The following is a 14,740-nucleotide window of genomic DNA, read 5'->3' as shown; positions in this document are numbered from 1 at the left end:
CTCGAACGACCGGTCCTCGGCACAATCAACAGCAGTTGCAGCACACATGGCCAATTACTCTCTTTCAGGGATGTGGGATGCCCGGGAGAAGTCCGGGGAGGAGAGCGGGAGTTACGCCGGGGTGGGGTCCGCCACGTCGCGGTTCCACTCGGACTTCGTGGACTGCCAGCCGTCCTCGTCCACTCCTCGGCGCCAGTAGCCGGAGATGGACAGCTGCTCGCGCGCCAGGCCGCGTTCCACCCGGAGGTGGTGCCGCAGCGACTTCACGAAGTGCGCCTCTCCGTGGACGAAGGCCTGGACCGTGCCGGCCGGGAACTCCGCCGTGGAGACGGCCTCGTGGAGCGCCGCGCCGATCTGGCCGTCACCGCGGTGCAGCCAGACGATGTCGGCATCGGCCGGCGTGTGGATCTTCTGCTCCTCGTCCGGGCCGGCGACCTCGATGAACGCCTTGGCGGTCGCCCCCGGGGGCAGCGCCTCCAGGGAGGCCGCGATCGCGGGCAGGGCGCTCTCGTCACCGGCGAACAGGTGCCAGTCGGCCTCCGTGCCGGGCGAGTAGCCGCCTCCGGGACCGACGAAGTGGATCTCGTCCCCCGGCCGGGCGTTCGCGGCCCAGCGGGCGGCCAGCCCGTTGTCGCCGTGACAGGCGAAGTCCACGGCCAGCTCGACGGTGTCCGGGTCCCAGCTGCGCACGGTGTAGGTGCGGGTCCGGGGCCACTGGTCCCTGGGGAAGTCCTTGCGGACGGCCGCGAGGTCGAACGGCTCGGGGTACTGCACGTCCTCCAGGGGGAAGACGAGCTTGACGTAGTGATCGGTGTACTGGCCGGCGTCGAACTCGTGCAGGCCTTCTCCGCCGAGTACGACCCGGACCATGTGCGGGGTCAGCCATTCGACCCGCAGCACCTGCCCCCGGTGCAGTGCCGACCTGTTGGGCTTCGGATTGTCGGACATCAGTGGCCCCTCTTCCCTTCCGGTGCGTCCGCGGTGTTCTTCAGTGCTCGCGCCAGAACCGGAGCGATGTCGGCGAGTGCGTCCGCACTCATCAGCTGCATGTGCGTGTACGCAGTGGCGTGGTTCTCGATCCGGCCGCTCACGTACGGCTCCCAGACCTCGGAGAGTCCGGTGGAGGCGCCGTCCGGCCCGGCCGCCTCGAAGAAGAGGACGTCGCCGTCGTACGGCTCGCAGGCCGCCGCCCGGCTGATCCGCAGGTTGTTCGCGGTGATGTCGATGAGCGCGGCCACGGTCCGCTCCTCGAGGCTGGCGAGCGTTCCGCCGTGGGCCTTGAGGATGTCGAGGATGCGCGGCATCGCGATCGGCTCGTCGCCCGGCTCGGCGTGGAAGGCGCCGATCCCGTCGAAGGCGAGTTCCAGGAGGTCGCGCTGGGTGCGCGTGCTGTCCTCGCTGTCGTGCCCGCCGGTGAAGGCGTCGAGCACGGCCAGCAGGGACACCTCCTCGCCGTCCTGCTGGAGGCGGGCGGCCAGGGTGTGGGCGACCTTGCCGCCGAAGGACCAGCCCAGGAGGGCGTACGGGCCCGACGGCTGGATCGCCCGGATGCGGCCGAGGTAGTCCTCGACGAGCTCGTCCATGTCGGCGGGCAGCGGCTCGTCCGCGGCCAGTCCGCTGGCCTGGAGCCCGTACACCGGGTGGTCCTTCGGTACGTAGCGCAGCAGTCCGGCGTAGCACCAGGCCATGCCGCCGCCGGGGTGCACGCAGAACAGCGGCGTACGGCTGCCGACGGGTCGCAGGTTCAGCACGTGTTCCAGTCCGCTGTCCTGCGTCTCGCTGTCCGCCTGGCCCAGGTGCGACAGGGCGGCCACGGTCGGGGTGTTGAGCAGGCTGCGGATGGAGAGCCGCACGCCCAGGATCGCCCGGATGCGGCTGATGAGGCGGGTGGCGAGGAGGGAGTGGCCGCCGAGCTCGAAGAAGTTGTCGTCGATGCCGACGGTGGGCACGCCCAGGATCTCCGCGTACAGGCCGCAGAGGATCTGCTCGATCGGGGTCCGCGGGCCGCGTCCGGTGCCGGGGGCGGGGGCGGGCAGGTCGGAGGCGGGCAGGGCCCGGTAGTCGACCTTGCCGTTGCTGGTCAGCGGCAGCCCGTCCAGGACCTGGAAGGCCGAGGGCACCATGTACTCGGGCAGCAGCCCGACCGTGTGGGTGCGCAGGGCTTCGGTGTCCACCGTGTCGTGGCCGGTCGCGGCGACCACGTAGGCGACGAGGCGCTTGTCGCCGTCCTGGTCCTCCCGGGCCACGACCGCGACCTGCGCCAGGCCCGGGAAGCCGGCCAGGACGGCTTCGATCTCGCCGAGTTCGATGCGGAAGCCGCGGATCTTGACCTGGTCGTCGGCGCGGCCGACGAAGTCCAGAAGTCCCTCGCCCGCCCAGCGGGCCAGGTCACCGGTGCGGTACATGCGGCTGCCGGCCGGCCCGAAGGGGTCGGCGACGAAGCGTTCCGCGGTGAGGTCCGAGCGGCCGTAGTAGCCGCGGGCCAGACCGGTGCCGGCGAGGTACAGCTCTCCGGCCACGCCCTCGGGGAGCAGGGAGAGGGCGTCGTCGAGGACGTAGGCGCGCATGCCGTCCAGCGGGCGCCCGATCGGGACGGGCGCCGGTACGTCGCCGCCCGCGGTCCAGGGGGCCTGGGTCGCGAACAGGGTCGTCTCCGTGGGCCCGTAGGCGCAGCGGACCAGGGTGTCGGGGCTGTGTTCCAGCACCCGGCGCACCGCGGTCGGGGAGATCACGTCGCCACCGGTGATGACCTCGCGGACGCCGGTGAAGCAGGCGGGGTCTTCCTCGGCCATGACGCGGAACAGACCCGCCGTCACCTGGAGGCCGGTGATCTCCTCCTCCGCGATCAGCCGCGACAGCGTGGCCACGCTCAGGTCGCCCTCCGGCGACACCACCGTCCGGCCGCCGTGCAGGAGCGGCACCCACATCTCGTACGTCGAGGGGTCGAAGGCGTACGGAGCCACCATCAGCACCCGCTCGTGCGCGCCGGGACGCTCGAACATGCCGTCCACCACCAGCTCCAGGACGTCGCGGTGGGTGACCGCGACCCCCTTCGGGCGGCCCGTCGAGCCGGACGTGTACATCACGTAGGCCAGCTGCTCGGGGTGGCACTCCACACCCGGGTCGGTCAGCGGCAGGGAGAGCAGCTCGGCGTCCTGGTCCACCACCACGAGGCGGGGTGCGTCGGGCAGGCCGCGCTCGCGGGTCGCGGTGTCGGCCAGCAGGACCGGGGCGGAGGTCTCGTCGACGATCCACTGCATGCGCTCCAGCGGATAACCGCTGTGCAGCGGCAGGTAGAAGGCACCGGCCTTCAGGACCGCCAGCAGCGCGACCACCAGGTCCACGGAGCGTTCCATCAGCACCGCGACCGGGGCTTCCGGACCCACGCCCAGGCCGATCAGCCGGTGTGCCAGACGGTTCGACCGCTCGTCCAGCTCCCGGTAGGACAGCTCCCGTCCGGCGCACCGCACGGCCACCGCGGCCGGAGAACGCAGTACCTGCGCCGCGAAGGCCGCCTGTACCGATTCACCGATCAACGCCGTACCCGACTCGAACGGCTGATCGTCGGCAAAACGAACAGAACTTGAAATAAGCATGTGTCAATCACCCTCTTTCGGGGTCGAGTTCGCACGTGTGTCGCACGGACAGGGCCACACAGGAGCTCAGTTGCTTGATGCGGAAAGGGATACGGATCCCAGGGACCCGAAGGACGCCCGGACGGTGGAACCCGGCGCGAGATCGACCGCCGCGGCCAGCGATCCGGCCAGGACCACGTCGCCGGCACCGATCCCCGCACCGAAAGAGGCCAGCAGGCGCACGAGGCAGGCCACGGATTGCGCCGGATGTCCCATCACGGCCGCGCCGGTCGCGGTGAGCACGCGGTCGTCCGACTCGAAGACCATGGTCTCGGCGGCGAGGTCGCGTCCGTCGAAGGGAACGGCCTCGCCCACGACGACCATGGCCGAGGAGGCGTTGTCCGCGACGGTGTCCACCCAGGCGATGTCCCAGTTCTCGATGCGGCTGTCGAGCACCTCCAGGGCCGGGAAGACCTCGGTGGTGGCGTCCAGTACGTCCGCGGCGGTCGTACGGGGATCGGAGAGGTCGGTGCCGATCCGGAAGGCGATCTCCCCTTCGACCTTGGGCGAGATGAACCGTCCCGGATCGAGGCGGGCGCCGTCGGCGAGGATCATGGCTTCGGTCAGGAAGCCGAAGTCCGGTTCGTCGACTCCGAACATCTCCTGGATGGCCAGGCTCGTCGCGCCGATCTTGTATCCGGCGTGCACCGCCCCGTTCTCGTGCTCCAGGGCGCGGAAGGCGCGCTGGACGACGTAGGCGTCGTGTGCGGTGAAGTCGGGATACCGGGCCGAGATGGGCGGTACCGGCTTGCGTTCGTTCTTGGCGTTCCACAGTTCGGCGGCTATGCGCCGGTGGACGGCCCCGGGTTGCTGAAGCATCGTGCGCGACCGGGCTACTTGGTCGCCAGGAACAGCCGGCCGCCCGGCATGACCTGGGAGGAGGCCTCGACGTCCGAGAAGCCGGCGCTGCGGAACTTCTCCACCCACTGGTCCTCGGTGGGCAGGTTGATGCCCATGAAGTTCGAGTGCAGGTAGGTGAAGAGGGCGCTGAACTTGCGCTCGCGGTCCTCCTGCCCGTAGGAGACCGCGTCGACCACGGCCAGGATGCCGCCGGGGGTCAGCGCCTTGTGGCAGGTGCGCAGCACGTCGTCGAAGGCGGCCTCGTCCTGCAGGACGTCGTGCATCACGAAGCAGGCCTGGATGACGTCGGCGCCCTCCAGCGGGCTGGGGTCCTCGATCAGGGACTCGACCGAGCGCTCCACGACCCGGAGCCGGCCGTCGACCCCGGCGCGTACGGCGTCCTCGCGGGCGGCGGCGCAGGCGCCCGCGCTCAGGTCCAGGGCGACGCCGGTGCGGCCCTCGTCCTGGGCGAGGAGGCCGATGAGCAGGCCGGCCGCGCCCGCGCCGAGGTCGACGACGTGCTTGGCGCCGGCGGCCACGACCCGCTCGACGACCGCCGGGTAGAAGGTGCGGTCCCCGATCCAGCGCGAGCTGACCGCCACGCGGCGGCCGTCACGCTGGAAGGTCTCGGCGGCGGACTCGTCCTCGGAGAGGAAGGCGCGCGCGTTCTGCAGGAACGGGCTGTTGGCGGTCAGGGACCAGGACAGGTAGCCGACCTGGTGCCTCCAGTCCGCGTAGTCGTCGGACGCGCGGTACAGGCCCTCGCCGTCCCCGGCCGCGAGCAGTCCGGCGGACGACAGCGCGAGGACGAACTCCCCGAGGCGCTCGTGGGAGAGGCCCGTCGCCTCGGCCAGGTCGGCGACACCGAAGGTGCGGCCCGAGTCCAGCACCTGGTCCACGCCGATCTCGGCGCCGATCTGGAGCAGTGCGGCGACCGCCGCGTAGTCCGCTCCCACTTCGCGTGCGGAATCCAACGTCAACGTCATTTTCGATCCTCAGATTTCGGATGTTGCGGAGAGTTCGGAGAGTCCGGAAGGTCCGTCACATGACGGCGTAGAGCGCGTTCTTCTCGGCGAGATCCATGGCGACTTCGATGATCGAGTCCTCCTGGCCGGCGACGACGCCCCTGCGGCCGAGCTCCATCAGGATGTCCCGCGGGTCCACCTGGAACTGCTCGGCGGCGCGGCGCGTGGGTCCGGCGAATCCGGAGAAGACACCGGCGATTCCGCTGGTGATGGTCACGCTGTCGTTCGTCGGGACGCGCTTGACGAAGGTGGATTCGGCGAGGTCGCCGGCGTCGAGGGCAGCGAACAGCTGGAGCTTGGTGTCGATCTGCTCCAGGTGCAGGTTCGCGGCGACCAGTTCGAGCGGTGCGTTGCCGGCGCCGGCTCCGAAGCCGCGCGCCGTGACGTCCACGATGGTCGCGCCGGCCTTGATGGCGGCCATGCTGTTCGTCACCGAGAGGCCGAGGTTGTTGTGGCCGTGGAAGCCGATCTCGATGTCGAGTGCCTCGACGAGCGCGCCGACCTTCTCGGCGACCGCGGTCGGGGTGTACGCGCCGGCCGAGTCCATCAGGACGACCGCGTTCGCGCCGTACCCCTGCATGAGCCGCGCCTGCTCGATGAGCGTCTTGGTCGACGCCATGTGGCTCATCAGCAGCAGGCCCTTGACGGTGACGCCCATCGAGCTCAGCATCGTGATCTGCTGGCGGGTCACGTCCGCTTCCGAGCAGTGCGCGCCGACGCGGACCTCGTCGACTCCGCAGTCCAGTGCGGGCTTCAGGTCGCGTTCGACGGTCGCGAACCCGGGGATGGACAGGACGCCGAGGCGGGTGTTCGTCAGCTGCTCGCGGGCGGCGGTGAGCATCTCGATGTCGCTCAGTGCGGCGCGTCCGACCTGGATGGAGGAGGCGCCGAGGCCGTTGCCGTGGCCGACCTCCAGGAGGTCGGCGCCCGCCAGCTCGGCGGCCTTGGCGTAGGCGGTGATGTCCGCACGCCCCAGCTGGTGCGCCACGGCGTGGTTTCCGTCGCGCAGGGTGGTGTCACAGATTTCGAGCCGACGCTCGGTGGGGGTGCTCATCGACGTGCCTCCGCTCGGCCTTCGGCGACGGCCACGGCCGCGCAGGTGATGACGTCCAGGTTCCCGGCGTAGCGCGGGAGCCAGTCACCGAGCCCTTCCACTTCGATGGTCACCATGATGCGATCGCCCGTCGCAATCGGCGGAACGACCACGCGATACCCAGGTACATAGGAATTGATCCGCTTCTCCATGAGGTCGACCGAGACGCGCAGCGCCTCCATGTCGATGTTTTCGGAGGCCGGGACCGCGATGGTGTTCCTCATGACGATTCCCGGCTCTGCCGGGTTGATGATGAGGATCGTCCGTGCGGTGTCCACCCGGCTGAATTCGTGAGTCGCCTTCTGGGTGGTGAAGGCGTATTCGTCGATGTTCGCCCGCGTCGCGGGGCCGACGCTCTGCGAGGAGCTGGCCGTGGCGATCTCGAGGTAGCCCAGGCCGTTCTCGGAGGCCTCGCTGAAGCAGTGCGCGATGGGCACCGCGGCCTGTCCGCCGCAGGACACCATGCTGACGTTCGGCTCGGTGAGGCACTCCTCGAGGTTCAGTGCCGGAACGCAGAACCTGCCGAGGTTGGCCGGGGTGAGGTCCACGACCGGGATGCCGAGGGCTCCGAGCACCTCGTAGTTGTGGACCGCGTCCGCGGCCGACGTGGAGTCGAAGACCAGGTCGATGCGGTCCGCGATCGCGACGATGGCGTCGAGCCCGTCGGCGGACGTCGGAACCCCGTGGGATTCGGCGAGCTCGATGCCCGGCGAGGTGGTGCGCCGTCCGGCGAACATGTCGCAGCGCAGATAGGGCGAGGCGATGACCTTGAGCAGCAGGTCGCAGCCGATGTTTCCCGTGCCGATGATGGCCACGCGAAGAGGGTTAGCAATGGTTTCATCGTATGTGAGCATTCACCCGTCCTCTTTTCTCTGATTCGATCCGGTGAAATGGGTGTGGGGGTCCGTTCCGAAATCGGGCCTACGCCACATGGAATTGATCAGCCGCGCGGCCCGCCCTTTCCCTGACGGGTCCGACGTTCCAGCCGGCATCGCCGAGCTCCCGTACGATCTGGCCGGCGCGCACCGCCGGGACGGCGAACACGAGGGAGAGGGCGTCCTCGTGCGCGGAGTACCGCGGTACGGCGTCCTCCTGCTCCACGTGGAGCGTCCTCAGCACGTCCAGCAGGCGGATCAGCTGTCCGGGTCCCTCCGGGACCAGCACCTCCACGTGCGTCTGCCGGTCCGCGGCCTGCCGTTCCTCGATCGCCGCCAGTCCGGCGGCGCCCCGGTTCAGCAGATCGACCATCGGTTCCAGGGTCTGGGCCCTGGTGTCCAGCGGCGCGCCCGGCAGGTCGTCGAGCGTGGCCATCAGGGTCGTCAGGTCGTCCCTGAGCTCCCGCAGCACTCCGGCCACGGCCGAGGCGTTGGCCTGCAGGATGTCGTTCCACAGTTCGGTGTCCCGGACGGCCGTCCGCGTCACGTCGCGCAGCGCCTGCCCCGCGAGCCGGAACGAGGCCCGCGAGCCGTGCTCCAGCCGCGCGGCCATCAGGCTGGCCACCACGTGCGGAGCGTGCGAGGCCAGCGCCACCGCGTCGTCGTGCGCGCGGTCGTCCATGATCGCCGGGATCGCCCCGCACAGCGCGATCATCTCGAACACCCTGTTCACCGCGTCCTGGGACGTGGTCTCCGACGGAGTCAGGACCCAGGGCCGGTCCTCGAACAGATCCGCGCGGGCGGCGAGCGGACCGCCGCGCTCGCGGCCGGCCAGCGGATGGCCGCCCACGTAACTGGCCGACGTACCGCCGGACTTCCAGATGTCCCGGGCCGTCTGCGCCTTCACACTGGCCACGTCGGTGTAGGTCCGGGCCAGCCCTCGGGCCTGCATCCTGGCGAGCACGGCGCCCACCGCGCCCGGCGGTACGGCGATCACCGCCAGGTCGGCCGACTCGTCCGGAGCGCCCAGCACTCCCGCTCCCAGGGCGGCCGCCGTGCGGGCGGCCACCTCGTCCTTGTCGAGCAAATGCACACGTACGCCGTGCCGGCTCACCGCCAGGCCGATCGAGGTGCCGATCAGACCCGTGCCGACCACGGCCATGGTTCGTATCACCGCTACCCCCGTCAGCCTCTAGGTCAGTAGCTGGGGTTGGCCCAGCGCATTCCGTCGGCGGACGGTACGAACCCGCCCTGGCGGATCGGCTCCTCGTCGTCGAGGACCTCTCCGAGCGCGGCGTGGACCTGGATCTTGGCGCCCTCTTCCAGGACGGACTGCACGAGCGTCGAGTCGAAGAGGTCGCGGTCCGCTCCGGTCTCGCCGGCCGGCTCTTCGACCAGCTCGGAGAACTCCCGGAAGGTGGACTCGTGCTGCTCGGCGTAGGAGCTGGCGTTGACCAGCCCGCTCTCGCCCGAAGCGCCGCCGCCGACCAGCTCGACGAAGGACTCCAGCCCGGAGGTGGAGCTGTTCATGACCTTCTTGGCGGTCCAGAAGTACGAGTCCTCGTCCCGGTGCATGTCGTAGAACGCCACCAGGAAGTCGTGGAAGAGCGCGTACTCGTTGCGGTACCGCGCCTCGTACTCCTCGAAGACCTCCTTCTCCTCGAACTCCCCCGCGAGGACCGAGTTGACGGAGCGCGCGGCCAGCAGGCCGCTGTAGGTGGCGAGGTGCACGCCGGAGGAGAAGACCGGGTCGATGAAGCACGCCGCATCGCCCACCAGGACCATGCCGGGGCGCCAGAACTTCTCCTGGATGTACGAGTAGTCCTTGCGGATGCGGATCTCGCCGTACGGGCCGCTCTCCACCCGGCGCGCCTCGGACAGGTGCTCCGCGATGAGCGGGCACTCGTCGATCAGGCTCATCAGAGCCTTCTCCTTGTCGCCCTGCACGCGCTCCAGCGCCTCGCGCCGCAGGACCGCGCCGACGCTGGTGAGCTCGTCGGTGAGCGGGATGTACCAGAACCAGCCGTCGTCGAAGGCGGCGCAGAGGATGTTGCCGGAGTTGGGTGCCGGCAGGCGCTTGCCGCCTTCGAAGTAGCCGAAGAGGGCGATGTTCTGGAAGAACTCCGAGTAGTGGCGGGTGCCGCCGATCTTGGTGTGGATGCGGCTCTTGTTGCCGGAGGCGTCCACGACGAAGCGGCTGCGCACCTCGTGGCGCACCCCGTCGGCGTCGGCGTACCGCACGCCGCAGATGACGCCGTCCTCCTCGATGACGTCGACCACGGAGCTCTTCTCGCGGACCTCGACGCCCTTGGAGCGCGCGTTGTCCAGGAGGATCTGGTCGAACTTCATCCGCTCGACCTGGTAGGCCAGCGAGGTCGGGCCCGAGAAGGTCTCGGAGACGGAGAAGGAGAACGTCCAGGGTTCGGGGCTGCTCCCCCACCGGAAGGTGCCGCCGCGCTTGGGCATGAACGCGGCCTTCTCCAGCTCCTCCGAGACACCGAGGAGCTTGCAGATGCCGTGCACCGTGGAGGGCAGCAGGGACTCTCCGATCTGGTACCGGGGGAACTCCTCCTTCTCCAGGAGCAGGACCCGGTGCCCCTGCATGGCCATCAGGGTGGACGCGGTGGAACCGCCCGGACCACCGCCCACGACGACGACATCGAACTGATGGTCGTTCTTCTCAGACATGACTTCTTTTCTCCTTCGATGGCACCGGAGGACGTCCGGGCCGCAAACAGCGGTACTCAGACCCGCAAACCGGAAATTGTTGAGCGCAAGGTGCGTGCGGCGGCCGGATCGGCGCAGCCGGCCAGGAGGAGGGCCTCTTCGAGTTCCGTCCGCAGGATCGAGAGCACCTGGGCGACTCCCTGCGCCCCGGCCGCGCTCAGCCCCCACAGGACCGGGCGCCCGATCAGGACCCCGTCGGCCCCCAGCGCGAGGGCGCGCAGGACGTCGGTGCCGCTGCGGACACCGCTGTCCATGAGGACCTGGCACTGCCCGCCCACCGCTTCGGCCACCCAGGGCAGTGCGGTGATGCTGGCCGGTGCGCCGTCCAGCTGCCGGCCGCCGTGGTTGGACACCACCACGGCGTCCGCCCCGAGCCGTACGGCCTGTTCCGCGTCCCGGGGGTCGAGGATGCCCTTGACCACCAGCGGAAGCCGGGTCTGCTCCCGGATCCACTCCAGGTCGGACCAGCCGAAGGTCGGGTCGAAGGCCGACTTCGTGTGGGCGGCCACGGCCGACTCGCCCGGCCGGCGCGCATGGGCCGCGGAGGGTGCTCCGGACTCCAGGTTGGCGCTGCGGATCCAGGAGGGGAGCGTGAACTCGTTGCGCAGGTCGCGCAGCCGGCGGCCCATGATCGGGACGTCCACCGTCACCATCAGGGCCTGGCAGCCGACCTGTTCGGCGCGGCGGATCAGCTCCGCCATCAGGGCGCGGTCGTGCAGCCAGTAGAGCTGGAACCACAGGTCCGCTCCGACCTCGGCGATCTCCTCCAGCGAACGACTGCTGATGGTGCTGACCACGAAGGGCACCCCCGCCGCCAGAGCGCCCTGAGCGGCGGCGAGTTCGCCCTCCGGGTGCAGCAGGCGCTGGTACGCCATCGGTGCGACCGCGAGGGGCAGCGCCGCCGGACCGCCCGGCAACTGCGCACCGGTGTCGACCGACTTGATGCCGGCCAGTACCCGGGGCACCAGCGAGACGCCGTCCAGCGCGGCCCGGTTGGCCTCCAGGGTCGATTCGGATCCGCTGCCGCCGGATACGAAGTCCCACACCGTCGGCGCCAGGCGTGCGGCGGCGGACCGCCGCAGGTCCTCCACGCACAGGGGCTGATGGGTCATGTCAGGTCCCGGCCTCTGCGTCGGCCCGCTGCCGCTCGACCGCTTCGTAGAGCGCCTTGATGTTCCCGCTTCCGAACGTGCGGGCGCCCATGCGCTCGATGACCTCCATGAACAGGGTCCGGCGCGGGTGGACCGACTTGGTGAAGATCTGGAACAGCTGGCCGTCGTGGTCCTCGTCGACCAGGACGTCCAGTTCCTTGAGTTCGGACACCGAGTACTTCGTCAGATCCACGCCCAGCAGCCGGTAGTAGGCGCCGGGGGTGCTCAGGAAGGACACGCCCCGCGACTTCATGAGGCCGACCGACTCCACGATGCTGTCCACGGTGAAGGCGATGTGCTGGACGCCGGCCCCGCCGTGGTTCTTCAGGAACCCGTCGATCTGTCCCGGCTCCAGAGAGGTGTCGGGTTCGATCAGCGTGAGCGTGACACCGCCGGACCGGCTCTGGACCACCTTGGAGTCCATGGCCTGGCTGCCCACCACGATGCGCTCTTCGAAGATGGTCCGGAAGTCCAGGACCTGCTCGTAGAACTCCACGGTGGGTGCCAGCTGCCCGGCTTCGAGGCAGATCGCGAAGTGGTCGATCGTGTTCAGGCCGCTGTCGAAGCGGGGGCCCGTCCCGGAAACCGGGGAGATTCCCGGAAGGTCCCGCACATCGCTGTCGCCCGGACGCTGCACGAAGGTGTGGAACACGTCGCCGAAGCCTCTGATCGAGGCCGTCAGCACCCCGTCCCGCTCCTGCGGCTCCGCCACCGCCACCGCGCCCCGGCGCACCGCCTCGGCGAACATCCCCCGGGCATCACGGGTCGTCAGGGCGATGTCGGCCACCCCGTCACCGTGCTGCGCCACGTAGGCGGCCGCGGGGTGGTCGGCGCCCTGCGCCGAGGTCAGCACCAGCCGGATCTCGTTGCGGCCGAGCGCCACCGACCGGACGGGCGTGGCGGATTCCGCCGGTGCGGAGGCTCCGTAGATCTCGAATCCGTAGCCGTCGACGAACTGCTCCGCGGCCACCGCCGTGTCCTGGACGTAGAACTCGACGTGGTCGACGGCGAGCCCGTCGAAGGGGGATGCGTTCGCATGCGTCATGCACGTCACCGCTCCGGTCGTCTGCCGGGGCAGGGACCGGAGGTCGTCTGAGAGGAGGATGCTCACGCCGTCGCACTCATCTGCTGGACCAGGCTGTACGGCCGCATTTCCGTCCAGGTCGAGTTGATGTACTCGATGCACGAGGCGCGGTCGCTCCGGTGAACGGCGCTCCAGCCCGCCGGCACCTCGGCGAACTTCGGCCAGAGCGAGTACTGCTTCTCCTCGTTGATCAGCACGAGGTATTCCGCTTCGGGGTCTTCGAAAGGATTGGTCACGACGTCACTCCTTCTGCTTACTCATCCTTGACGAACTGAAGGCATGAAAGATCTCGCCGGCACGGACAGGAAAGTTTCCCGGACTCTGTACGGCCCGGATTCGATGGCCCGCAGAAAAGCCTCTGCCCGGCCCATCACCTTGTGAACGATCCCCGTCGAATGACCCAGCGGCCTTCTGGAGCGAGATTTGCATGATCACGGGGAGGAATTCAACTCGTCGGACTTTGCGTTGAATACGCTGCCGACCAAGGAATTCCTCGCGCACCGGCGGCCTCACCGGTAAGGCGCCGCACGGTAATCGGGGGGTCTCCCTGCTCACCGTGCGGCGTCACCCGCAAAGGCCTGGTCCGGCGGGGTGTCCATCTGCGGCGCTGCCGCAGTTGGACGCCCCCGGTCTCTCCTCACTCACATTCACAGCCGTCGGACCTGCGTTGTTGCGCCGGTGCCGTGGCTGTCCCCGCAGCATGGTCCATGCCGTCGAGTCCGGTCCAGGGAGCGCGTGGACACCGGAGAACGACTCCACCAGGGGCTTTTCGGGGAATGGCCGCAAGCGGACTGGCCGGTGAATGCCAATGCGAAAACCCGCTGGTCGACCGCTTTTCCAGGGGTCCGCGGATGGCACCAAACGGCCCTGGCTAGTCCTGCCAGCCACAAGTCCTTACGAGCGGGGTGTGCGGGAGGAGAAGCTCTCCCCATCAACCGGGAACGGCCTCTGAACAGGCCGGATACCCGTCCCTTGGCCACACCTCTCGTGGAGGAGCACCGCTATGCCTCGCGCCCCGCGTGGCCGGATCGACCCGCGTCGTCTCGAGGGCCTGCGCACCGGCCCGCTCCTCGTCACCAGCCGCCTTCGGAGGCCGACCCAGTGAGAGCGACGTACGCAGCGACCGCCGGCACCGCAGCCGAGGACACGGGAACGCAGGGAACGCAGGGAACGCAGGGAGTGCAGGGAATGCAGTACGCCGAGGAGGTTCCCGTCACCGCGGTGACCGTCGGCGAATCGCCCCGGTCCACGGGGGCCGACGAGGAACACGTCGCCCGGCTCGCCGAAACCGAGGAGGAGCTTCCGCCCATCCTGGTGGACCGCCGGACCATGCGCGTCATCGACGGGGTGCACCGCCTCGCCGCCGCCCGGCTGCGGGGCCGGCAGACCATTTCCGTGAAGTTCTTCGACGGCTGCGCCGACGACGCGTTCCTGCGCGGCGTCGAGGCGAACGTCACGCACGGACTCCCCCTGTCCCAGGCCGACCGGCGCGCCGCCGCGGCACGGATCGTGGCGACCCACCCGCACCTGTCCGACCGTTCGATCGCCCGGGCCTCGGGCCTCGGCGCCAAGACGGTCGCGACGCTCCGCCGGAGTTCCGGTGCGGACACCCGGGACGGCCTGCGGGTCGGCGGGGACGGCCGGGTCCGGCCGCTGAGCAGCGTGGAGGGCCGGCAGCGCGCGGCCGAGATCCTGGCCGAGCAGCCGCAGGCGTCCCTGCGCGAGGTGGCACGGATGGCCGGGATCTCGCCGACGACGGTGAGCGACGTCCGCAAGCTCCTGGAAGCGGGCCGGGATCCTCGCACTCCGGGCGGCGGTACCAGAGCACGCGCCGAGGTCAACTCCTGCGTGGAACAGGGGCGCCCGGGCGCGTCGGTCACCGCACCGATCACCGCGATGGCCGACCCGGCGGGTCGGCGCGTACAGCCGCACCGGGTGGACCCCGCGGCGGTGCTGCAGAAGCTGGTGCGCGACCCCGCACTGCGCCAGCGGGAATCCGGCCGCCACCTGCTGCGCCTGCTGCAGCACAACGCCGTGGACCAGCCCATGTGGGCGGACCTGGCTGCCGCGGTTCCGGCACACGCCGGCGGTCTGGTGGCGGATCTGGCCCGGCAGTACGCGCAGAGCTGGGCCGCGCTCGCGCAGGAGTTGTACGAACGGTCCGAGGACTTGGAGAGCCAAAGGATGACCGGGTGAGCCGCCGCCCCGACGACTGCCGTTCATCAGGCTGATCGCGCAGCGGAAATGCACCGCCACGATCTCCCTGACATCCGTGTAGCCGCATTGCCGGCCCACCTGAATTCGCGCGAC

Annotated in this window: 12 protein-coding genes; 1 reads left to right on the top strand and 11 read right to left on the bottom strand. The window is 69.8% G+C overall.

The genetic code is table 11. The features are described from left to right. Positions 1-111: 111 nt before the first annotated feature. The 11 genes from ACZ60J_RS22730 to ACZ60J_RS22680 all read right to left on the bottom strand — a co-directional run bounded on the left by ACZ60J_RS22730 (position 112) and on the right by ACZ60J_RS22680 (position 12,666). Complete coding sequence (locus tag ACZ60J_RS22730; RefSeq protein ID WP_469684370.1) at positions 112-948, bottom strand: siderophore-interacting protein; 837 nt, start codon at positions 946-948, stop codon at positions 112-114. Then, positions 948-3,536, bottom strand: coding sequence for an amino acid adenylation domain-containing protein (locus ACZ60J_RS22725; RefSeq protein WP_469684368.1), 2,589 nt, complete (start codon positions 3,534-3,536; stop codon positions 948-950). Before ACZ60J_RS22725 ends, ACZ60J_RS22730 begins: the two co-directional genes overlap by 1 nt. Positions 3,537-3,662: 126 nt before the next feature. After that, the gene (locus ACZ60J_RS22720; protein ID WP_469684366.1) at positions 3,663-4,454 is read right to left on the bottom strand and encodes a 2-keto-4-pentenoate hydratase; all 792 of its coding nucleotides are present in this window, start codon (positions 4,452-4,454) and stop codon (positions 3,663-3,665) included. Positions 4,455-4,468: 14 nt separating this feature from the next. Next, positions 4,469-5,461 (bottom strand): SAM-dependent methyltransferase, encoded by a 993-nt coding sequence (locus tag ACZ60J_RS22715; protein WP_469684364.1) that lies wholly within the window; start codon positions 5,459-5,461, stop codon positions 4,469-4,471. 55 nt (positions 5,462-5,516) lie between these two features. Further along, positions 5,517-6,554, bottom strand: coding sequence for a 4-hydroxy-2-oxovalerate aldolase (gene dmpG, locus ACZ60J_RS22710; RefSeq protein WP_469684362.1), 1,038 nt, complete (start codon positions 6,552-6,554; stop codon positions 5,517-5,519). Next, positions 6,551-7,408, bottom strand: a complete 858-nt coding sequence (locus ACZ60J_RS22705) for an acetaldehyde dehydrogenase (acetylating) (RefSeq protein ID WP_469684360.1) — start codon at positions 7,406-7,408, stop codon at positions 6,551-6,553. Before ACZ60J_RS22705 ends, dmpG begins: the two co-directional genes overlap by 4 nt. A 106-nt stretch (positions 7,409-7,514) precedes the next feature. After that, positions 7,515-8,642 carry a prephenate dehydrogenase gene (locus ACZ60J_RS22700; RefSeq protein ID WP_469684358.1) on the bottom strand — a complete coding sequence of 376 codons (1,128 nt, stop codon included), beginning with the start codon at positions 8,640-8,642 and terminating at the stop codon, positions 7,515-7,517. Positions 8,643-8,665: 23 nt separating this feature from the next. Next, on the bottom strand, positions 8,666-10,156 hold the full coding sequence (locus tag ACZ60J_RS22695; protein WP_469684356.1) for a tryptophan 7-halogenase: 1,491 nt from the start codon (positions 10,154-10,156) through the stop codon (positions 8,666-8,668). 56 nt (positions 10,157-10,212) lie between these two features. Next, positions 10,213-11,307 (bottom strand): alpha-hydroxy acid oxidase, encoded by a 1,095-nt coding sequence (locus ACZ60J_RS22690; RefSeq protein ID WP_469684354.1) that lies wholly within the window; start codon positions 11,305-11,307, stop codon positions 10,213-10,215. Between the two features lies 1 nt (position 11,308). Then, the gene (gene hppD / locus ACZ60J_RS22685) at positions 11,309-12,391 is read right to left on the bottom strand and encodes a 4-hydroxyphenylpyruvate dioxygenase (RefSeq protein ID WP_469684352.1); all 1,083 of its coding nucleotides are present in this window, start codon (positions 12,389-12,391) and stop codon (positions 11,309-11,311) included. A 62-nt stretch (positions 12,392-12,453) separates the two neighbouring features. Continuing rightward, positions 12,454-12,666: an MbtH family protein gene (locus ACZ60J_RS22680; RefSeq protein WP_351376935.1), complete on the bottom strand. Its 213-nt coding sequence runs from the start codon at positions 12,664-12,666 to the stop codon at positions 12,454-12,456. 952 nt (positions 12,667-13,618) lie between these two features. Here ACZ60J_RS22680 and ACZ60J_RS22675 point away from each other — a divergent pair. Further along, on the top strand, positions 13,619-14,626 hold the full coding sequence (locus ACZ60J_RS22675; RefSeq protein ID WP_469684350.1) for a ParB and winged helix-turn-helix domain-containing protein: 1,008 nt from the start codon (positions 13,619-13,621) through the stop codon (positions 14,624-14,626). Positions 14,627-14,740 lie beyond the last annotated feature (114 nt).

It is taken from the genome of Streptomyces sp. NPDC104226, from assembly GCF_055584085.1.
The sequence above is the reverse complement of the archived record's forward strand: the minus strand, read 5'-3'. Positions and strand labels throughout refer to the sequence as shown.